The organism is Micromonospora sp. SH-82 (genome assembly GCF_051132485.1).
In the GTDB taxonomy this organism is placed as follows: Bacteria; Actinomycetota; Actinomycetes; order Mycobacteriales; family Micromonosporaceae; genus Micromonospora.
Window position 1 is genome coordinate 5,486,654 of sequence record NZ_CP148049.1, and the last position, 19,690, is coordinate 5,506,343.

Annotated in this window: 19 protein-coding genes, 1 tRNA gene and 1 pseudogene; 8 read left to right on the forward strand and 13 right to left on the reverse strand. The window is 69.5% G+C overall.

Annotation, left to right across the window (positions count from 1 at the left end; genetic code table 11):
* Positions 1-24: 24 nt before the first annotated feature.
* The 6 genes from WHN02_RS24020 to WHN02_RS24045 all read right to left on the reverse strand — a co-directional run bounded on the left by WHN02_RS24020 (position 25) and on the right by WHN02_RS24045 (position 6,138).
* Positions 25-735: an ABC transporter ATP-binding protein gene (locus WHN02_RS24020; RefSeq protein ID WP_434740945.1), complete on the reverse strand. Its 711-nt coding sequence runs from the start codon at positions 733-735 to the stop codon at positions 25-27.
* Positions 725-1,570 carry an ABC transporter ATP-binding protein gene (locus tag WHN02_RS24025; protein ID WP_434740946.1) on the reverse strand — a complete coding sequence of 282 codons (846 nt, stop codon included), beginning with the start codon at positions 1,568-1,570 and terminating at the stop codon, positions 725-727. The genes WHN02_RS24020 and WHN02_RS24025 overlap by 11 nt, the downstream gene beginning before the upstream one ends.
* On the reverse strand, positions 1,563-2,672 hold the full coding sequence (locus tag WHN02_RS24030; protein ID WP_350897149.1) for a branched-chain amino acid ABC transporter permease: 1,110 nt from the start codon (positions 2,670-2,672) through the stop codon (positions 1,563-1,565). The genes WHN02_RS24025 and WHN02_RS24030 overlap by 8 nt, the downstream gene beginning before the upstream one ends.
* Positions 2,669-3,619: a branched-chain amino acid ABC transporter permease gene (locus WHN02_RS24035; RefSeq protein WP_350897148.1), complete on the reverse strand. Its 951-nt coding sequence runs from the start codon at positions 3,617-3,619 to the stop codon at positions 2,669-2,671. Before WHN02_RS24035 ends, WHN02_RS24030 begins: the two co-directional genes overlap by 4 nt.
* Positions 3,620-3,726: 107 nt before the next feature.
* A complete protein-coding gene (locus WHN02_RS24040) occupies positions 3,727-4,887 on the reverse strand; it encodes a branched-chain amino acid ABC transporter substrate-binding protein (protein ID WP_434740947.1) in 1,161 nt (386 codons plus the stop codon).
* Positions 4,888-5,517: 630 nt separating this feature from the next.
* Positions 5,518-6,138 (reverse strand): ANTAR domain-containing response regulator, encoded by a 621-nt coding sequence (locus WHN02_RS24045; RefSeq protein ID WP_350897146.1) that lies wholly within the window; start codon positions 6,136-6,138, stop codon positions 5,518-5,520.
* Between the two features lie 94 nt (positions 6,139-6,232).
* Here WHN02_RS24045 and WHN02_RS24050 point away from each other — a divergent pair.
* Together WHN02_RS24050 and WHN02_RS24055 are read left to right on the forward strand one after the other, a co-directional pair.
* Positions 6,233-6,309: transfer RNA gene (locus tag WHN02_RS24050), tRNA-Leu, on the forward strand.
* 341 nt (positions 6,310-6,650) lie between these two features.
* Positions 6,651-7,661, forward strand: a complete 1,011-nt coding sequence (locus WHN02_RS24055) for an LLM class flavin-dependent oxidoreductase (RefSeq protein ID WP_434740948.1) — start codon at positions 6,651-6,653, stop codon at positions 7,659-7,661.
* A gap of 306 nt (positions 7,662-7,967) precedes the next feature.
* Here WHN02_RS24055 and WHN02_RS24060 read toward each other — a convergent pair whose 3' ends face one another.
* Entirely contained in the window at positions 7,968-10,202 is a 2,235-nt protein-coding gene (locus WHN02_RS24060; protein WP_434744048.1) for a cellulose binding domain-containing protein, read from the reverse strand.
* A 395-nt stretch (positions 10,203-10,597) separates the two neighbouring features.
* On the opposite strand from WHN02_RS24060, the gene WHN02_RS24065 reads away from it, so the two are divergent.
* Positions 10,598-12,037 (forward strand): pyridoxal-dependent decarboxylase, encoded by a 1,440-nt coding sequence (locus WHN02_RS24065; RefSeq protein ID WP_434740949.1) that lies wholly within the window; start codon positions 10,598-10,600, stop codon positions 12,035-12,037.
* Between the two features lie 43 nt (positions 12,038-12,080).
* Here the strand turns inward: WHN02_RS24065 and WHN02_RS24070 are convergent, their stop codons facing one another.
* The 4 genes from WHN02_RS24070 to WHN02_RS24085 all read right to left on the reverse strand — a co-directional run bounded on the left by WHN02_RS24070 (position 12,081) and on the right by WHN02_RS24085 (position 15,599).
* A complete protein-coding gene (locus tag WHN02_RS24070; RefSeq protein ID WP_434740950.1) occupies positions 12,081-12,551 on the reverse strand; it encodes an RrF2 family transcriptional regulator in 471 nt (156 codons plus the stop codon).
* A gap of 123 nt (positions 12,552-12,674) precedes the next feature.
* Entirely contained in the window at positions 12,675-13,559 is an 885-nt protein-coding gene (locus WHN02_RS24075; RefSeq protein ID WP_434740951.1) for an acyl-CoA thioesterase, read from the reverse strand.
* A complete protein-coding gene (gene pyk, locus WHN02_RS24080) occupies positions 13,556-15,004 on the reverse strand; it encodes a pyruvate kinase (RefSeq protein WP_434740952.1) in 1,449 nt (482 codons plus the stop codon). Before pyk ends, WHN02_RS24075 begins: the two co-directional genes overlap by 4 nt.
* Positions 15,005-15,233: 229 nt before the next feature.
* Positions 15,234-15,599 (reverse strand): YciI family protein, encoded by a 366-nt coding sequence (locus WHN02_RS24085; protein WP_350897138.1) that lies wholly within the window; start codon positions 15,597-15,599, stop codon positions 15,234-15,236.
* Positions 15,600-15,807: 208 nt separating this feature from the next.
* Between WHN02_RS24085 and WHN02_RS24090 the strand changes: the two genes are divergently transcribed.
* The 3 genes from WHN02_RS24090 (at position 15,808) to WHN02_RS24100 (ending at position 17,472) form a co-directional block, all read left to right on the forward strand.
* Entirely contained in the window at positions 15,808-16,803 is a 996-nt protein-coding gene (locus WHN02_RS24090; RefSeq protein ID WP_434740953.1) for an SEC-C metal-binding domain-containing protein, read from the forward strand.
* A 183-nt stretch (positions 16,804-16,986) separates the two neighbouring features.
* On the forward strand, positions 16,987-17,061 hold the full coding sequence (locus WHN02_RS24095) for a hypothetical protein (protein ID WP_434744049.1): 75 nt from the start codon (positions 16,987-16,989) through the stop codon (positions 17,059-17,061).
* Positions 17,062-17,073: 12 nt separating this feature from the next.
* A complete protein-coding gene (locus WHN02_RS24100; protein WP_434740954.1) occupies positions 17,074-17,472 on the forward strand; it encodes a hypothetical protein in 399 nt (132 codons plus the stop codon).
* On the opposite strand, the gene WHN02_RS24105 is transcribed toward WHN02_RS24100, so the two are convergent.
* Both WHN02_RS24105 and WHN02_RS24110 read right to left on the reverse strand, forming a co-directional pair.
* The gene (locus tag WHN02_RS24105) at positions 17,426-17,632 is read right to left on the reverse strand and encodes a hypothetical protein (protein WP_434740955.1); all 207 of its coding nucleotides are present in this window, start codon (positions 17,630-17,632) and stop codon (positions 17,426-17,428) included. The genes WHN02_RS24100 and WHN02_RS24105 overlap by 47 nt on opposite strands.
* A gap of 387 nt (positions 17,633-18,019) precedes the next feature.
* Complete coding sequence (locus WHN02_RS24110) at positions 18,020-18,364, reverse strand: DivIVA domain-containing protein (protein ID WP_434740956.1); 345 nt, start codon at positions 18,362-18,364, stop codon at positions 18,020-18,022.
* 377 nt (positions 18,365-18,741) lie between these two features.
* On the opposite strand from WHN02_RS24110, the gene WHN02_RS24115 reads away from it, so the two are divergent.
* Positions 18,742-18,963 (forward strand): winged helix-turn-helix domain-containing protein, encoded by a 222-nt coding sequence (locus tag WHN02_RS24115; RefSeq protein ID WP_350897133.1) that lies wholly within the window; start codon positions 18,742-18,744, stop codon positions 18,961-18,963.
* A 59-nt stretch (positions 18,964-19,022) separates the two neighbouring features.
* Positions 19,023-19,270: pseudogene (locus tag WHN02_RS24120) on the forward strand (GntR family transcriptional regulator).
* Positions 19,271-19,690 lie beyond the last annotated feature (420 nt).

Consider the following 19,690-nt stretch of genomic DNA (forward strand, 5'->3'; position numbering starts at 1 on the left):
CCTTGGTGAGGGGATGGGAAGCGGTCAGGCCACCCCGAGGTACGCCTCTTTGACCGCCGGGTCGTGCAGCAGTTCGGCACCGGTGCCGCTCTTGACGATCCGCCCGGTCTCCAACACGTACGCCCGGTGGGCCCGGGCCAGTGCCTGCTGCGCGTTCTGCTCCACCAACAGGATCGTGGTGCCCTGCTCGTTGATCTCCGTGATGATGGAGAAGATCTGCTGGATCAGCATCGGGGCGAGCCCCATCGAGGGCTCGTCCAGCAGCAGCAGCTTCGGCCGGCTCATCAGCGCCCGCCCCACCGCCAGCATCTGCTGCTCACCGCCGGAGAGAGTACCCCCGGCCTGCTTACGCCGTTCGGCCAGGCGCGGGAACAACTCCAGGACCCGGTTCAGGTCCTTGGCCACCTCACCCTTGTCCTTCCGGGTGTAGGCGCCCATGTCCAGGTTGTCCAGGACGTTCATGCCGGGGAAGATCCCCCGACCCTCAGGGGCCTGACACAACCCACGTCGTACCCGCAGGTCGGCCCGGAGCTTGGTGATGTCCTCCCCGTCGAACACGATCTTGCCGGTGGCCACCGGCCGGATCCCGGAGATCGCCCGCATGGTGGTGGTCTTGCCGGCGCCGTTCGCGCCGATCAACGCCACCACCTCGCCCTGGTCCACGGTGAGGCTGATGCCGTGCAGCGCCTTGATCCGCCCGTAGAGCAGGCTCATGTCATCGATCTCAAGCAGCATCGTCCGGCACCCCCAGGTACGCCCCGATCACCTTCGGGTTCTCCCGAACCTCGGCCGGCAGGCCGTCGGCGATCTTCTTCCCGAACTCCAGGACCACGATCCGGTCGGTGACCCCCATGACCAGACGCATGTCGTGCTCGATCAGCAGCACGGTCACCCCCTGGTCCCGGATCTGGCGGATGAGCTGGAGCAGCTCCTCCTTCTCCGCCGGGTTGAAACCGGCCGCCGGCTCGTCCAGGCACAGCAGCGCCGGGTCGGTGGCCAGTGCCCGGGCGATCTCCAACCGCCGCTGCTCGCCGTAGGAGAGGTTGCGGGCGAAGTCGTTCATCCGATGCTCGATGCCGACGAACTTCAGCAGCCGCTCGGCCTTCTCCCGACCCTCCCGCTCCTCCTTCCAGTGCCGAGGCAACCGGAACAGCGCGGAGACCACACTGGTCTTGTGGTGGGCGTCCGCCCCGACCTGCACGTTCTCCAGCGCCGTCATCTCCGGGAAGAGCCTGATGTTCTGGAACGTCCGCGCCATCCCCATCTTGGTGATGAGGTGCCGCTTCTTACCGCTGATCTTCTGACCGCGGAACCGGATCTCACCCTCGGAGGGCTGGTAGATGCCGGTCATCGCGTTGAAGCAGGTGGTCTTCCCGGCGCCGTTGGGCCCGATCAGACCCAGGATCTCCCCCTTGTACAGGGTGAAGTCGACGTCGTTGAGGGCCACCACACCGCCGAAGCGCAGCGTGACGTGGTCGACCTCCAGCAGCGGCTCCCGCTCGGCCACCCGCTCCACCTCGGGCGCCTCGGCCTGGGCCGGAACGACCGGACTCTGTTCGGTGTCACTCACCGACGGTCACCTCCTTGCGGCGATCCTTGAATTCCGCCTCTCGTCTTCGGTTCGGGATCAGGCCCTGGGGCCGGAAGATCATCATGATCACCAGCACCAGACCGAAGAAGAGGAACCGGAACTCGTACAGCTCGATGCCGAACAGCTCGATGCCACGGAACCGCTCGATCATGTACGCCACCAGGCCGCCACCGACGATCGCGCCGACGATGCTGCCCGACCCGCCGAAGATCACCGCCGCCAGAATGATGATCGAGTTGAGCAGCTCGAAGTTCTGCGAGTTGACGAAGTTGTTCTTACCCGCGAACAGCGCACCGGCCAGACCGGCGATCGCCGCACCCGACGCGAACGCCCACAACTTGAACTTGAACGTCGGCACACCCATCAACTGGGCGGCGTCCTCGTCCTCCCGGATCGAGATCCAGGCCCGGCCGACCCGACTGTGGGTCAGGTTCCGCACCCCGATCACCACCAGGATGATCAGCGTGAGCACCAGCCAGTAGTACGGACGGGCGTCCAGGACACCGAAGACCGGACGGCCGTCGGCGTACTCACCCGGCGGGTGCGGGATGCTGTTGAAGCCCCGCTGCCCCTTGAGGAACTCCGAGCTGACCGCCCCGATCCGGATCATCTCGGCGAACCCGAGGGTCACCAGCGCCAGGTAGTCACCGCGCAACCGCAGCGTCGGCGTACCGAGCATCAGACCGGAGACCATCGTCAACGCGATCGCGAACGGCACCGCCAGCAGCCACGGCCACATCGTCCCCAGGTCACTGCCCGGTGAGGTCAACACCGCCACCGTGTACGCACCGACAGCGAAGAACCCGAAGTAGCCGAGGTCGAGCAGGCCGGCGAAACCGACGACGATGTTCAGCCCGACCGCCAGCAGGACGTAGATCGAGACGGTGAACATCACCTGGGTGAAGTTCGCACCGGGGGTCGGGATCGGCCCGAGGTACTGGTAGAACTCCTTGTTCGGCAACGCGTAGAAGAACGCGATCAACGCACCCAGCGCCGCCCAGCGCACCCAGCGAGGCGCCTCGTGCCACCGCCGTCGCATTGCCTGCCGACCTTCGTGCACCCTGTCGATGAGGGATGTCATACCCGCGCCCTTCCCAGCGATTCGCCCAGCAGACCGGTCGGGCGGAACATCAGCAGCACCACCAGCAGTGCGAAGGCGGCGAAGTCCTTCCACTCACTGCCGAACAGCGCGGAGGAGTAGTTCTCCACCACGCCCAGCAGCAGACCGCCGACGAGCGCGCCGCGCAGGTTGCCGATACCGCCGAGCACGGCGGCGGTGAACGCCTTCAGACCGAGCAGGAAGCCGACGCTGTAGGTCAGGGTGCCGATCCGCACGTCGTAGAGGAGACCGGCCACACCGGCCATCGCGCCACCGGCGATGAACACGATCATGATGATCCGGTCCTTGTTCACCCCCATCAACGCAGCCGTGTTGGGGTCCTGCGCCACCGCGCGGATACCCCGGCCGACCCGACTCCGGTTGATGAAGAAGTCCAGCGCGACCATCATCACCAGGGCCGAACCGATGGTGAGCAGCTGCACCGCGTCGATCGGCACCCCGAAGACGTGGAACAGGGTGTCGGTGCTGACCAGCGACGGCGCGCCCTGCGGACGACGACGGGTGAAGATGCCGAAGGCCTCGGCGATCGCGATGGAGGCACCGATCGCGGTGATCAGGAACGCCAGCGGCGGCGCGTTGCGCTTACGCAACGGCCGGTACGCCACCCGCTCGATCACCGTCGCGGTACCCGCCGACGCGATGGCCGCCACGATCATCGCCACCAGAAGGTAGAACATGATCGAACCGATGCCGCTGACCTGCGAGTCCTGGTTGAGGCCGAAGCCGTTCCAGGTCCACAGCGCGGCGAACGCACCGGCGATGAAGACCTCGGAGTGGGCGAAGTTGATAAGTCTCAGCACGCCGTATACCAGCGTGTAACCCAGCGCGACCAGGGCGTAGATCGACCCCTGTGTCAAGCCGGTCGTGGTGAGTTCTCCGAAGTTGGAGAACAGTTCGCTGAAGTTCAAGGGAGGGACGCTCCATCAGGTCCGGAGAACGAACGAGGGGTGCGGCCGGGAGCGAGCTCCCGGCCGCACCCACGATCACAACTCAACCGCTGTAGCAGCGACCGACGTCAGGACTGCGGGATCTCCTGGTCCGCAACGACCTTGCCGCCCTCGACCTTGTACGCCCAGACCTTCACCTGAGTCGGGTCCAGGTCGCCGTTCTCGGTGAACTTGTAGCTCGCCGCGACACCCTCGCCGCTGTAGCCCTTCACGAACTCCAGCAGAGCCGGACGGGTGGTCTTGCCGTCCTTGATCCCGGCGAGCAGGATGTTCGCCGCGTCGTAGGCGGTGTCGCTGTAGGTACCCGGGTCGGTCCCGTTGAGCGCCTTGTAGTCGGCGGCGAAGTTGCCGCGCGCCTCGGTGGCCGGCTGGCACGGGCAGGTCAGGATGGTGCCCTCAGCGGCGGCCTGACCGGCGGAGGTGATGTACGCGCCGTCGTTGACGCCGTCACCGGCGACCAGCGGAGCGGTGACCCCGGCAGCGGTGAGCTGCTTACGGATCAGGCCCGCCTCCTGGTAGTAGCCACCGTAGAAGACCGCCTGCACGTTGGCGGCCTTGACCTTGGTGACCACCGCGGAGAAGTCGGTCTGCTTGCCCTCGCCCTGGACCTTGTCCGAGCCGGCGACCGTCGCGCCGAGAACCTTCTTGACCTCGTCGGCCAGACCGGCGCCGTACGCCGACTGGTCGTCGATGACGTACGCCCGCTCGGCCTTGATGACGTTCTTGATGTAGTTACCAGCGGCCGGGCCCTGGCTCAGGTCGTTACCGACGGCGCGGAAGAAGGTCTTCCACCCGTTGGTCGCCAGAGTCGGGTTCGTCGCCGACGGAGTGATGGTGACCAGACCCGCCTCGTTGAACAGCGGACCGGCGGCCTCCGACTCACCCGAGTAGGCCGGGCCGACGATGCCGAGGAGCTTCTCGTCGTCGATGGCCTTCTGCGCCAGACCCGGCGCCTGGTCCGGGCTGCCCTGGGAGTCCAGCGCGACCAGCTCGACCTGGCAGTCGGCGTTCTCCTTGTTGTACTGGTCCACCGCCAGCTTGACGCCGTTGTTCTCGTTGATGCCCAGCGCCGCGGACGGCCCGGTCAGCGCACCGAAGAACGCAATCTTGTTGCCGCAGGCGTCGCCTTCGGCCGCCGTACCGTCACCGCCACTGGAACACGCGGTACCACCGGCGACGAGGGCCACCATGGCCACTCCACCGATCACCCGTGCGAGCTTCTGCCTCAAGGCCCGAACCCTCCTCCATCCCAACGGCTCGAACCACCCGCTGCACTTTGGCACTTGCGGAGGGCGGACGAACCAGACCGTCGTCGCGGTCTGGGCCGGGACGTTATCCCACGCGTCAGCGGTGGCGTAAGCCCCCGGAAGCCGGGTTGACCGAACCGTTACACGTTGAGCCCGTTCCATCAGAAACGGTGTAAGAACCAACCGCGCGGACGACCCTTTGCACCACCATTCGAGGTAACGACCGAAGCCCGTCCAGCCACCTACCAACCTGGACACCGGACCCGGCTCCAGCAGGTAAAACATCCGTCACTGCCGCCTCAGGAACCTCCCGAGTCAATTGACGGACAGAAGTCGCGACAGACCCTTGGAGTAGCTCTCCGACTGCAGAGTGGTCATGAACACGTCGCCCCCCAAAAGGCCCACCCGAATCACCATCCACCGAACGGCCGATACCGCCGTTCCCCCAAGCCCGTGAGCTGCTGTTTCGTCGGACGAAACGACCAGCACCCCGGACACGACCAGCCCCGACCCGCATTCGCAGGTCGGGGCTGGTCGACGCGGAGCGTCACACCATGGTCACCGTCGGCCAGGACGAGGCCCGATCGTCGACGGCGCGCGGCACCGGGCCGGTCAGGGCGCCGGCTCGGTCACCTCACCGCCGGTGGTCTCGGCGAGGATCCGCTCGGCGACCTCCTTCATCGTCATCCGGTGGTCCATCGCCGTGCGCTGGATCCACTTGAACGCCTGCGGCTCGGTCATCCCGTACGTGGTCATCAGGGCACCCTTGGCGCGTTCGACGGTCTTGCGGATCTCCAGCCGGTCGGAGAGCCCGGCCACCTCAGACTCCAGGGCGGCGATCTCCGAGTAGCGGGAGAGCGCGATCTCCACCGCCGGCACCAGGTCGCTCTTCTGGAAGGGCTTGACCAGGTACGCCATGGCACCGGCAGCACGGGCCCGCTCGACCAGGTCCCGCTGACTGAACGCGGTCAGGATGATCACCGGCGCGATCCGCCCACCGGCGATCCGCTCGGCGGCCGCCAACCCGTCCATGATCGGCATCTTGATGTCGAGGATGACGAGGTCGGGTTTCAGTTCCTCGGCCAGCCGGACCGCCGTCTCCCCGTCTCCGGCCTCCCCGACGACCTGGTAACCCTCCTCGACCAACATCTCGGCCAGGTCCAGCCGGATGAGCGCCTCGTCCTCGGCGATCAAGACCCGCCTGCGCTCGGCATCCGTCTGCATGTCGGCCACGAGCCACTCCCACCAGTCTGTGCTCGACACCCGCCGTGCCCGGGTGTCACCGCCTCCAGCCTAGTGGGTATTCTGTGCGTGCCGAATCACGCAAGCCCCTGTACTCCAACCGGAAGAGAGACGGAGCTCAAACCTCCGACAGTGTGGGTTCGAGTCCCACCGGGGGCACCAAAGGCCGTACGCCTGTTCGAGCATTGGCGGATATGCCCGCCACACGTACGGGTCGATGCCCGTCGCCTCCACCTCGCCGAACGATCGCTCAGGTGGCCCGGCAGGTCGACCTTCTCTACCAGCACGATCAGGCGCCGGCGTCGGGACCACCCCGAGCCGAAACAGCACGGGACCGTTCGCCGATGCTTCCGGCGCCTTCCCGGCATCGACGGTCCGACCACACCCTCCGCCTACTCCTACGCCTACCTGCCGGGGACCGGCACGTCGGGCCGAAGCAGTGAGGCCGGGTCCCGGATCGCGGCCGGGGAACAATTCGGGCGCGGGACGGGTTGGGTGGGCGTGTGATCGACGTACCGTTCTCTGTTCTTGATCTTGCTCCGGTCGCGGCCGGCGCCCCGGTGGGTGAGGCGCTGCGACACACCACCGAGGTGGCCCGACGCGCCGAGGAGTTGGGGTACCACCGGTTCTGGGTGGCCGAGCACCACAACATGCCCGCCATCGCGAGCAGCGCCCCGGCGGTGCTGATCGCGCATCTGGCGGCGGCGACCTCCACGATCCGGCTGGGTTCCGGTGGGGTGATGCTGCCCAACCACGCCCCGCTGGTGGTGGCCGAGCAGTTCGGCACCCTGGAGGCGTTGCATCCGGGTCGGATCGACCTGGGCATCGGCCGGGCGCCGGGGACCGACCAGGTGACGGCGCTGGCGTTGCGCCGGACGATGGAGGGCCTGTCGGCGGAGGGGTTTCCGCGGGAGCTGGCCGACCTGGTGAACTACTTCACCGGGGAGCGTCCGGGGCCGATCGTGGCGACACCGGGGCGTGGTGACATGCCGGCGGTGTGGCTGCTGGGGTCGAGTGGGTTCAGCGCGCAGTTGGCCGGTCTGCTGGGTTTGCCGTTCTCGTTCGCGCACCATTTCAGCGCCCAGAACACCGATGCGGCGGTGGCGGCGTACCGGAGCCACTTCCGGCCGTCGCGGTGGTTGTCGGAGCCGTACGTGATGGTGGCGGTGAACGCGGTGTGCGCGGAGACCGACGAGCGGGCGCAGTGGCTGGCCGGACCGAGTGGGTTGTCCTTCCTGCGGTTGCGGTCGGGTCGGCCGGAGCCGTTGGTCAGTCCGCAGGAGGCGGCGGAGTATCCGTACACGGCTGTGGAGCGGGAGTTCGTGCTGGCCCGGCAGGAGGGTCAGGCGTTGGGGTCGCCGGAGACGGTTCGTCGGCAGTTGACGCGGCTGGTGGAGCGGACCGGTGCCGACGAGTTGATGTTGACGGCGTTGGTGTACGACGTGGCGGACCGGATGCGTTCGTACGAGTTGATCGCCGAGCAGGTCGCGGGAGGCCTACGGCGTGCCGTGTGACGGAGCCCACGGGGCAGCGTTCGGGCAGGTCAGGGCGGGTTTGACAGGTGTCGTCAGGGGCGGCGAAACACGCTCTTCACAGCGGCGTCACCCTGCCGTCTCCGACCCCGCCTAGTTTTGTCCTCGGTGGTGGTACGGCATTCCCGGTCGGGACGGGTCGGGGGTGCTGCGGTGTGGGGCACCGGACCGCCAGGCGTGCGGGTTCACGTCTGTGGTCCGGTGCCTGACCCGGGTCCGCTGGTTTCGGCGGACCCGGGTCACCCCGCACGTGTCCTCCGGCCGGTGTGTGGTCCCGGCCGGGTCTCCTCAGCGCAGGTAGATGGCGGGTGCCGGTGGCGTGGTCATGCCGTCGCCGAGGAAGAAGCCCGGGTGGGGCGGCTGGTTGTAGGCGGTGTTCTGCCAGGCGACGGCCGTCCGGTACTGCGGGTCGTGCATGAGGGTGTGCAGGCGGGTGCCGGTCGGGTTCGGGGTGCTGTAGATGCGCAGGGCCCGGTTGTCGCTGGTCCGCCAGATCACCTCCTCCCGCCAGTCGCCGAGCAGGTCGGCGCTGAGGGCGGGGGTGGCTTTGGTGCCGTTGTTGGCGGCGACGCCGGAGGCGGTGAGCAGCCGGGTGTCGCCGTTGGGGCCGTACTTGTCGATCCGGGTGGCGTCGAGCAGTTCGCGGACCGGGTCGCCGTCCCACCAGACGAGGAAGTTGGTGGAGGAGGGCTTGCGGCCGACGTTCTGTCCTCGGGTGTTGGCCAGGCCGCTGACCGCCGACGACCAGGATTCGGCGCCGGGGCTGCCGGCCCAGATGTCGCCGGAGACGCCCCGGCCGTTGTCGCCCGCCGTCGGGGTGGACCAGAGGATCTGCCCGGTGCGGGCGTCGGCGAACCAGGAGCCGGGTTTGCTGGAGTCCTCGCTGACCTTGAAGATCTCCAGTCCGGCCCGGGTGGGGTCGAGGTCGCCGACGTGCAGGGCGTCGCCGTGTCCGAGGCCGGTGGACCAGAGCAGGCGGCCGTTGTCGTCGATGGTGGCGGCGCCGTACACGATCTCCTGTCGGCCGTCGGCGTCGACGTCGGCGACGGAGAGGCTGTGGTTGCCCTGGCCGTGGGCGGCACCGTTGCCGGAGGTGGCGGAGTCGAAGGTCCACCGTTTGGTGAGGGTGCCGTTGCGGAAGTCCCAGGCGGCGACGACGGCGCGGGTGTAGTAGCCCCGGGCCATGATCAGTGAGGGGCGTTGGCCGTCGAGGTAGGCGGTCCCGGCGAGGAACCGGTCGACCCGGTTGCCGTAGTTGTCGCCCCAGGAGGAGACGTTGCCCCGGGGCGGGTCGTAGGTGACAGTGGAGGCGACGGCACCGGTCCGGCCGTCGAACATGGTCAGGTACTCGGGGCCGGCGAGGACGTACCCGCTGGAGTTGCGGTGGTCGGCGCTGCCGTTGCCGATGGTCTGGCCGGTGCCGGAGCGGGTGCCGTCGGCGGTCTTCATGGCCACCTCGGCGTCCCCGTCGCCGTCGTAGTCGTAGACCTGGAACTGGGTGTAGTGGGCCCCCGCGCGGATGTTGCGACCCAGGTCGATGCGCCAGAGGCGGTTCCCGGTGAGGGTGTACGCGTCGACGTACACGTTGCCCGTGTAGCCGGACTGGGCGTTGTCCTTGGCGTTGGTGGGGTCCCACTTGACGACGAGGTCGTATCGGCCGTCCCCGTCGAGGTCACCGGTTCCGGCGTCGTTGGCGGTGTAGGTGTACGCCTCGCCGCTGGGGGTGGTCCCGCCGGCGGGAGGTTGGATGGGGACGTCGAGGTAGCCGTTGCCGAACTGGAGCGCGGGCGGTGAGGCGGGTTGTTCGACGCCGCCGACCACGGCGCGGACGGTGTAGGTGGTGCCGGCTGCCGCACCGTTGTCGAGGTGGTTGGTGGCACCGGTGATGGGGGTGGTGTTGACGCGGGTGGTGCCCCGGTAGAGGTTGAACGACACCCCGGTGGTCTCGGTGCCGAGCAGCCGCCAGGAGACGAGGTTGCCGTTGCCGGAGCGGACGCTGACCAGCCCTCGGTCGAGTCGTTCCATCTGCTTGGCCCCGGCGGGTGGGTTCGGTGGCGGCCCGGTGGTGGGGGGCGGGGTGGTGGGGGGTGGTGTCGTCGGGGGCGGGGTGGTCGGCGGCCCGGTGGTCGGGGTGGTCGCTCCGGTGCAGGTGGTGCCGTTGAGGGCGAAGCTCGCCGGTACGGGGTTGCTGCCGGTCCAGGAGCCGTTGAAGCCGAAGGCGGCGGTGCCGCCGGTGCCGATGACGGCGTTGTAACCGACGTCGCGGGCGGTGACCTGGGCGCCGGTGGAGGTGACGGTGGCGTTCCACGCCTGGGCGACCTGCTGTCCGGCGGTGAAGGACCAGGTGAGGGTCCAGCCGTCGACGGGGTCGCCGAGGTTGGTGATGGTGACGTCGGCGCCGAATCCGCCGGACCACTGGTTGGTGACCCGGTAGTCGATCCGGCATCCGGGGGCGTCGGCGGAGGCGGTGGCGGCGGTCAGCCCACCGGCGACGAGGAGGGCGGCGGTGGTCCCGGCGACCAGGGCGGTGCCGCGCCGGGTCCCGGGGAGCCGCCGGGGTGGGCGGGTGGTGCCGGTCCGGGCGGCCCGCCGCCGCAGGGCGGGATCGGTCCGTCCGGAGCGGTTCGGGTCGGGACCGGCGGGCCCGGAGCGGTCCGGGTCGGGGAACGGGGACGAGAGGGGATGCACGGGTGCCTCCGCGAGAGGGGGTGAGCGCGTGGCGTCAGGGGACGACGTCGGCCTGCCCAGGGCCGACTGGGGTACACGCCGCGCTGATGGCGGTGACTGCAATGTATCGATGCCCGTGGAAGTGCTCCGCGCTTCCGCAGCCTAGGCCACCGGTGACCACCCGCACAAGATTCCGCTGCGACCACCGGAAAGGCTTGAACCGGGGGCCGGAGAGCTGATCGACTGCTCAGGTGGCTGAGCACATGGACGCCGAGGAGTTCCGGCAGGCGGGATACGCGGTGGTGGACTGGGTCGCCGACTACTGGGCGACCCTGCCGGAGCGTCGGGTGACCGGGCAGGACCCGCCGGGTGTGGTGGTCGCCGGGCTACCGGCCGGGCCACCGGAGCGGGGTGAGCCGGTGGCGGCGGTCCTGGCCGACCTGGACCGGTTGATCGCCCCCGGGCTGACCCACTGGCAGCATCCGGGGTTCTTCGGCTACTTCCCGGCCAACACCAGCGGTCCGAGTGTCCTCGGTGACCTGGTCAGTTCCGGTCTCGGGGTGCAGGGGATGCTCTGGTCCACCGGTCCGGCCGCCACCGAGCTGGAGACGGTGGTGATGGACTGGTTGGTCGACCTGTTGGGGCTGCCGCAGCGGTTCCGGTCCACCGGCACCGGCGGTGGGGTGATCCAGGACTCGGCCTCGTCGGCGACCCTGGTCGCCACCCTCGCCGCGCTGCACCGGGCGAGCGGGGGGCGCTGGCGGACGGTCGGGGTGGACGGACGGTACCGGGTCTACACCTCGACCGAGGGGCACTCGTCGATCGAGAAGGCCGCTCGGATCGCCGGGTTGGGCAGCGACGGGGTCCGGACCGTCGGGGTGGGGCCGACCCGGGCGATGGACCCGGTGGCGTTGCGGGCGGCGGTCGAGGCGGACCGGGCTGCCGGGTGCGTACCGGCGTTGGTGGTGGCGACGATCGGGACGACCTCCACCACTGCTGTCGACCCGCTGCCGGAGATCGGGGAGATCTGCGCCGAGTACGGCATCTGGTTGCACGTCGACGCGGCGTACGCGGGTTCGGCGGCGGTCTGCCCGGAGCTGCGCTGGACCCATGCGGGGGTGGAGTACGCCGACTCGTACTGTTTCGACCCGCACAAGTGGTTGTTGACCGGCTTCGACTGTGACGCGTTCTGGGTGGCCGACTCCGGTGAGCTGATCGAGGCGTTGACGGTGCTGCCGGAGTACCTGCGCAACGCGGCCTCGGAGTCCGGGGCGGTGGTCGACTACCGGGACTGGCAGGTGCCGCTGGGCCGCCGTTTCCGGGCGTTGAAGCTGTGGTTCGTGCTGCGCTGGTACGGCGTCGAGGGGCTGCGGTCGCACATCCGTTCCGGGGTGGCCCTGGCCGACGGGTTCGCCGACCGGGTCCGCGCCGACGACCGGTTCGAGGTGGTCGGGGCACACCCGTTCTCGCTGGTGTGTTTCCGGCTGCGGGCCGGGGACGAGGCGAACACGGCGCTGTTGGCCCGGGTCAACGCCACCGGGCGGGTGTTCCTGACCCACACCCGGGTCGACGGCGGGCACACGTTGCGGCTGGCGGTCGGCTCGCCGCAGACCCGCAGCGAACACGTGGAGCAGGCGTGGGAGTTGGTGGCGGCGACGGCGACGGAGGTCCTCGCCGACCTGTCCGGGTGACGGCGACGGCCCCGCCTCGCCGAGGGGGTCTCCCGGTGGTGGGTCAGATCCAGGCGTTCGGGTCGGAGACCAGTTCGTTGACCCGGCCGGGGAGCTTCCCGGCGGCCACGTCGGCGATCGAGACCAGCTCCAGGATCTGCCGCTCGCTGGCCCGCAGGGCGATCCACACCTCCTGGAGCGCCCGCGCCGCCCCCTGGTAGCCGAGCTGCTCGGGGCGTTGGCCCCGGACGTGGGCCAGCGGACCGTCGATCACCCGGATCACCTCGGCGAGGGAGATCTCCGCGGCGGGTCGGGCCAGCCAGTAGCCGCCCTCGGGACCCCGCTGGGCGTGGACGATCCCGCCTCGGCGCAGCTGGAGCAGGATGCTCTCCAGGAACTTCGGCGGGATCTCCTGGGCGCGGGCGATCTGCTCGGCGGTCACCGGCCGGGATCGGCTGGTTCCTCCCCCGTCGGTGACGGCGGCCAGTTCGACGGCCGCACGGAGGGCGTAGTCGACCCGGGCGGAGAGGCGCATGCGGGCAAGGTTAACCGGCAGGACACGAGGAACTTCCGCCGCCCCTGCGCACGTCCCACCGGCACTCCCGCGCGCGTCCCACCGGTCGTGTCCCGGGAGGGTCGGGACGGGGACGGGCCGGGGTCAGCCGCCGACGCGGCGCAGCAGCCCCTCCTGGACGGAACTGGCGATGTGTCGGCCATCGGCGGTGAACATCCGCCCGGTGGCCAGGCCCCGGGCACCGGACGCCGACGGGCTCCAGCAGTCGTAGAGGAACCAGTCGTCGGCGCGGAACGGGCGGTGGAACCACAGGGCGTGGTCCAGGCTGGCGCCGACCACCCCACCGGGTCCCCACACCTCGCCGTGCATCGACAGCACCGAGTCGAGCAGGGTGAGGTCGGAGGCGTAGGTCAGGGCGCAGGCGTGCAGCAACGGATCGTCGGGGAGTTTGCCGTCGATGCGCATCCAGACCCGCTGGTACGGGTCGGCGGGCCGGTCGCCCGGGGCCACCCAGCCCGGTTCGCCGACGTACCTGACGTCGATCGGGCGGGGGATCCGTCCCCAGATGCCGAGCCGTTCCGGGTAGCGGGCGAGCCGCTCGGTCATCGTCGGGACCTCGTCCGGCGGTGGGACGTCCGGCGGGGTGGGGGCCTGGTGGTCCAGCCCCTCCTCGGTCCGCTGGAAGGAGGCCGACATGAAGAAGATCGGCTTGCCGTGCTGGTAGGCCACCGACCGGCGGACCGAGAACGACCGCCCGTCGCGGATGTTCTCGACCCGGTAGTCGATCGGCTCGGCCGGGTCGCCGGGGCGGACGAAGTAGCCGTGCAGGGAATGCACGAACCGCTCCGGGTCCACGGTGCGCCCGGCGGCGACCAGGGCCTGACCGGCGACCTGGCCGCCGTACACCCGTTGTGGGCCGACCGGGGGGCTGACCCCCCGGAAGGCCATCTCCCCGGCGGCGTCGAGGTCGAGGACCTCCAACAGTTGGTCGACGGCGGCCTGACCGACCACGACGCCGCCGCCGGTCACGCCGACGCCTGCGTGGCGGCGGTGTCGACCAGCGAGCCGAGCTGGTGTACGCGCAGGGTGTTGGTGGAGCCGGGGGTGCCGGGCGGGCTGCCGGCGACGATCACCACGTAGTCGCCGGGCTGAGCCCCGTCGATGCCGAGCAGCGCCTGGTCGACCTGGCGGAACATGGCGTCGGTGTGCTCGACGAACGGGGTGAGGAAGGTCTGCACGCCCCAGGACATGGCGAGCTGGTCGCGCACCTCCGCGACCGGGGTGAAGGCCAGCAGCGGCAGGTCGCAGTGGAGGCGGCTGAGCCGGCGCACCGTGTCGCCGGTCTGCGAGAAGGCGACGAGCGCCTTGGCGCCGATGGCCCGGGCGATGGAGGAGGCGGCGACGGTGAGCGCGCCGCCGTGGGTCCGGGGGTCGTGCTGGAGACGGGGGACCCCGATCGACCCGGCCTCGGTGGTGGTGACGATCTTGGCCATGGTGCTGACGGTGAGCACCGGATACTTGCCGACGCTGGTCTCACCGGAGAGCATGACCGCGTCCGCGCCGTCGAGCACCGCGTTCGCCACGTCGGAGGCCTCGGCCCGGGTCGGGCGGGAGTTCTCGATCATGGAGTCGAGCATCTGGGTGGCCACGATGACCGGCTTGGCGTTCTCCCGGCACAGCTGCACGGCGCGCTTCTGCACCAGCGGCACCTGGTCCAGGGGAAGCTCCACGCCCAGGTCACCCCGGGCCACCATCACCCCGTCGAAGGCCAGCACGATGGCCTCCAGGTGGTCCACCGCCTCGGGCTTCTCGACCTTGGCCATGACCGGGCGGTGGATGCCCTCCTCGGCCATGATCGCGTGGACCAGCTTGATGTCCTCGGCCGACCGGACGAACGACAGGGCGATCATGTCGGCGCCCAGGCGCAGGGCGAAGCGCAGGTCCTCGGCGTCCTTGTCCGACAGGGCGGGAACGCTGACCGCGACGTTGGGCAGCGAGACGCCCTTGTTGTTGGAGACCGGGCCGCCCTCGGTGACCAGGCACCGGATGTCGTTGCCGGTCACCTCGCTGACCTCGACCGCCACCCGGCCGTCGTCGATCAGGAGCCGGTCACCGGCCTTGACCTCCTGCGGGAGCTTGCGGTAGGTGCAGGACACCCGGTCGCGGGTGCCGACGATCTCGTCGCTGGTGATCACCACCGAGTCACCGGTGCGCCACTCGTGCGGGCCGTCGGCGAAGCGACCCAGCCGGATCTTGGGTCCCTGGAGGTCGGCCAGGACCGCCACCGGCACACCGGCGGCCTCGGACGTCTCCCGGACCAGGCGGTACACCGACTCGTGGTCGGCGTGGCTGCCGTGGCTGAAGTTCAGCCTCGCCACGTTCATTCCCGCCTCGACCAGACCCCGGATGCGCTCCGGCGACGAGGTGGCGGGACCAAGAGTGCAGACGATCTTCGCGCGGCGTGTCACGGCCATCAGGCTAGTCTCTCCCCCGGGTCGACCCGCCGGCCGACCCCTTTCGGAAACGGAAACATCGGTCCAACCCCGGGGTACCTGGACCTGTCCTACGTACACGTGGTCGTACGGCTCGCGCGGGGGGCCTTCGATGCGGGCGTCAGCGACCGCGACGACGAGCGTACTCGCCCGAGGCCGCCACGACCGCCCGGGCACCGACCCGACCACCGCCACCACCGGCGACCTCGACTCAGCTCTCCGCCTTGGCCAGCGGAAACTCCAGTGAACCGGCCGGGCAGAGGAAGGTCATGACCTCCACCCGGTAGAGACCGGCCTGCACTGCGGGGTCCGCCTCCATCACGGTGCGCAACTCGTCGACCGAACCGGTCCGGGCCAGGCCGAAGCCGAGGGGGGCGTCCGGCTCCCGGGCCGGGCCGTCGACCGCACCGGCGACCAGGACGATGGCCCGTCGTTGCAGCGCCCGCATGTACCCGGCGTGGTCGGCCTGCAACCGGCTCACGGTCTCCGCCGGGAGCGTCCGACCGGCCGCCCCGGGATACAGCACGATGCACTCGTACGTGTCGAGCGCGAAGTCGAGCCGTGGCTGCTGCGCCATGGGTACCACCCTCCCGTCGGCGCGGACCGAATTCCCCCGGCCCAGCCTCGCACGGGTCGGGTCGGCGTACCGGCACCTCGGCGCAGTTCCCCCGCGCGGTCCGGGACGCCGTGGCGGTGACCGGAACGGACAGGAGGTGCGAGATGGGCGGGGTGCCGAGGGGTTAGGGTTCATGTTTCGGTCTCCCCTGTCTCCTGCCGAGGTGTCGATGACCCCCACCGACCTGTTGACCGTCGACGACCTCGACGCCATCGGGCACGAGGACCACCCCGACCGTGAGGACCCGAAGGGCCTGGTAGACCGGCTCGTCCGAGCCGTGGACGAGGGGCGGATCGCCGAGGAGGCCGACCGGGGGTACGCCCTGTCCCTGGCCGCCGGGATCGCCGAGGAGTCGATCGAGGACCTCGACCTGGCGTTGACCCTGGCCGACCGGGCCGTGGACGAGGACCGTCGACACGGCCTGTCCGAGGTGGGGCCCCGCGCCGACCGGGCCCGCCTGCTACACCTGGTCGGCCGGGCCGACGAGGCGTTGACGGAGCTGACCGAGCTGCGTCCGCTGTTGGAGACCGACCCGACGGCCACGTACCTAATCGAGATCCTGGAGGAGGTCGGTCAGGCCGAACTGGCCGAGCAGTGGCTGACCGACGCGGTCCGCGCCCTGCTGGCGCGCGGCCCCGACGCCGACGACGAGGGCCACTCCACCGCCATGGTGTACGGCCTGGTCCGCACCCGGCACCGGCTCCGCCACGACCTCGACCGCCCGCACGACGACCTGGACGACCTCGCCGACCGGCTCGACGTGGCCGCCGACCGCGCCGCCGACCGGGCCTCCGCCACGACCAACGGGGTGATGTTCTGGCCGGAGGCCGAGTTCACCGCCCTGGTGGCACGCTTCCCCGGCCTGACCGAGCAGTTCGGCGGGACCTGGGACGACCACCGACGACTCGTCGAACGGAACCTGGTGGAGCTGACCGAGGACGGGGTGACCGGCCTCGTCCTGGTCCCCGGCTCGGCCGAGGCGTTCGCCGCCCACGTCGCCGACGAGGACCTCGACCCGCTGGACGAGGACACCCTTGACGGGTACGTCGACGACCACCTGGACGCGGTCGAGGGACACGCCTGGCCCCCCGGCCGCAACGACCCGTGCTGGTGTGGATCCGCCGCCAAGTACAAGAAGTGCTGCCTCCCCCGCTCCCGCCCCTGACCCCACAGACACGCCACGCCGTCTAGCGTGTTTAACTAAAACCGTCCACCACCCTAGACTTATAATGTGAAGCGCACGGACCTCCTCGGCAGGATCAGCAAGGCGGCTACGGCGGAAGGGACATCGTTTGCTCTTGTACGCGAGGGCGGTAGTCACTCCGTCTTCCGCTACGGGAACCAGACCGTGGTCATCCCTCGACACCGAGAGATCAACGAGCTGACCGCCCGGGGAATCCTGCGCACGCTGGGAATCAGGTAAGGGGGATCTGGCATGGCGAGTTACACGGCGAACTGTGTGCGGACCGGCGATTGGTGGGCGATCACGGTTCCTGAGCTCAAGGGCCTGTTCTCGCAGGCCCGCCGACTCGACCAGGTTGAGCACATGGCGCGTGAGGCGATCTCGCTCATGCTCGACGTCTCCCCGCACAGCTTCGCGGTCGTCGTGCGGCCGGAAGTACCCCAAGAGGTCACCCAGGCCCGCGAGGCACGGCAGACGCTCCGCCAGGCAGAGCGGTCCGCTGAGGAAACCACTCGGGAAGCTGTTGAGGCGCTGGTGCGCGACGGATACACGGTCCGCGACGTCGGCGAGCTGCTGGGTATTTCACCGCAACGGGTCTCCCAGATCACTCGCGGCGGCCGACCTGGTCGCGCCCACCGTCCAGCAGCCTAGACACGCCCCGGCGCGGGGCGGGTAGCAGACCGGCCGGTCGCACGAAGATCTCCCGGGTGGCGACGGCGTCGCCCCGGTCGTCGAGTTGGTATCCCCGTACCCACGCCCACCCGTGGTAGGTGAGCCGCTCGGTCAGCACCTTGATCACCCGGAACGTCATCGGCCTGCGAAACTGGACGGACGCCGCAGCGGTCACCCGGACCCCCCCCCGGGGAGGGCAGGCGGCTCACGACGTACGACCGCAGTCGGGTTCAGGTGCGAAGCGGCCCGGCGGCTGCCGACGACGCTCGGTGACCACCCACACGGCGAGGGGTCTGCCGCACCAGCCCACGAACCGCTCCGTGACCTCGTCGGCCGTCGCTCCCTCGATCTCCGTGCGGGCGACACTCAGGTACGGACCCAGGTACCGCACGAGCGCCCGGACGTCACCCTGGCACAGCTCCCGGAGTTGACGCTTACGGACCAGGCAGGGCCACGGCTCGGCACACACAACGCACGTCCACTCGGGACGTGACGGCCCGTGCAGCGGCGGATAGTCCGTCATCGACTACCCGTCCCGGTACCGACGCTGGTTCCCCGGCTGGGGTTTCGGTCGGCCTCCCGGTTGGTTCCCCGGTTGACGACGGGAGTACGGCGGCCACATCGCCGGTCGCCGATACTCGCCGCCACGGGGTTCGGTGGTCTCGTCGGCCCGCCACCGCTGCGACTGCCAGTCCCTGAGCGCCTGCCTGTAACGTTCGGCCTGGTCCCGGGCCTCGACGAGCTCCGCGTAGAGGACAGTCAGATCGGCCTGGACCCGACCGAGGAACCGCGCCACCGCCGTCGGCGACAGCCCCCGCCGCCCCAGCCCGGTCAACGGGAACCGCTGCCGCCGGACCTCCCCCGGCGTCACCAGATTCCGCCCCGACCGATAGACCTTCCCTGCTCCCGTGTCAGGGCGACCATCGCCAGTACGCCCCTCGCCCACCGCGTCGCTGGGCGGCTCTGCGCTCACATCCATGTGCCTCCTGCCTCTGCTGGGTTCTGCCGACTGCGGGCTTCCGCGACGGAACCCCATTCGGTCCACCGACGGCAGCAGTCCGGTGCCTGCGCCGTTCACAGATGTGGACAGATGCGCAGGCACCGGAGCGCATGCTCCTCCTGGTGCGACCCGAGGACGAACACGACAGCGAGCATAATCGACTTAGTAGACGTCGTCTACGTTGCTCTACATAGTTGATGTAGGTTGCTGGAGGTGATCTACTCGGGGTGCGACCCGAGGAGCCACAGATGACCGCGAAATACGAACGGGTGGCAGAAGCCATCCGTGACCAGATCCGCACTGGCGAGCTGTCCCTTGGGGACAAGTTGCCCTCGATCTCCCAACTGCAGACACAACACAACGTCTCGTACGGTTCGATTCGGGGCGCAATGTTGGTGCTCAAGGCCGAGGGGCTGGTCGAGGGCCGCCAAGGCGAAGGCGTCTACGTCAAGGCCGTCCCGGCAGACTGAAGGCCAGACACAGAACCGCCACCTCGGCCGGACACCAGACAGAGCTTCGGCGTGATCGAATGGCGGTGCTGACCAGGGAGTCCAGATGCCCGCCAAACCCAAGTGGGAGCGGCTCGCCGATCATCTGCGTGCGCAGATCGAGTCCGGTGAGCTGGCTTCAGGAGACAAGCTGCCGTCGACCAAGGAGCTGTGCGAACAGCACGACGTCTCGGCCATCACCGTTCGTCAGGCGATCTTCAAGCTTCGCAACGACGGGCTGATCGAAGGCGTACAGGGCGTCGGCGTCTTCGTCGCAGAGCGCACCTAGTAGCTACCGTGAACCGGCCTTCGGCCTCCTGCACTATCAAGGCCTGACGTACGGTCCACAGGGTAGGGCGTCTTTCGTCACGGAAGTGCCGCCGATCCTCATCTGAGGTCGACTTCGTCAGACCATCCCGGCAGGCGTAGCGGCGTCGCCCCTCGGTCCGTCGGTGGTGGGCACGTCCGGACACTGTTTCCCGGCGCTGTGGGGCTGCCCCGTTTATGGGGCATCCAGGCGGTGTCAGCGCGGAGTGCGACGGCCCCGCAGTGGCGAAGCACCTCCGGGATTCTTCGTCCTAGTAGCGGACCGGCCCGGTGCGTCAGATGCACCCAGGGCCGGTCCACGTACAGGTTCCGCCCCGTTCACGAGGGCAGCTCCACAGCGAATCGGCGGCGTCCCTCCGGAGGTAAGCCGGACCCCGCGCCT